The 396-nt window shown below is 64.6% G+C and carries 1 protein-coding gene; it reads right to left on the reverse strand.

Annotated features, from left to right (window positions below):
• The coding region (locus CBX98_RS26350; protein WP_197710251.1) for a hypothetical protein at positions 1 to 396 on the reverse strand (396 nt) is incomplete at both ends.

The following is a 396-nucleotide window of genomic DNA, read 5'->3' on the forward strand; positions in this document are numbered from 1 at the left end:
AGTGTGCGTCGTGGGCGATGGCCCGCCTTGGCCTGCTCGCCGATGGCGCGCGCCTCGGCAAGCAAGGCGGTCGTGCCGGCGAGCGGATCCCACGCGCCGAACACCCACGCGTCGTGATGCACGCCTCGAATCACCCATTCGTCGGGATACTCGCTACCGCGAAGCGTGCCGACCACGTTGTAAAGCGTGCGCCATTCCCAGGGCGATCGCACTTCGAGATGCACCGATGCATCGCCGCCGATGTGATACGTGAGAGGCAGGCCGCCCTGCCATCGGCTGGGAACCACGCGGCCACCGAGGGCAGTAAGGAAATGCACGGCATCGCCATACCCTATCGTCACGACGGGCAGATGCAGATCGTCCGTATGTCTGTTGGCCTGAAAGGTCTTCGCACTT

It is taken from the genome of Vibrio sp. T9 (assembly GCF_003123985.1).
In the GTDB taxonomy this organism is placed as follows: Bacteria; Pseudomonadota; Gammaproteobacteria; order Enterobacterales; family Vibrionaceae; genus Vibrio; species Vibrio diabolicus.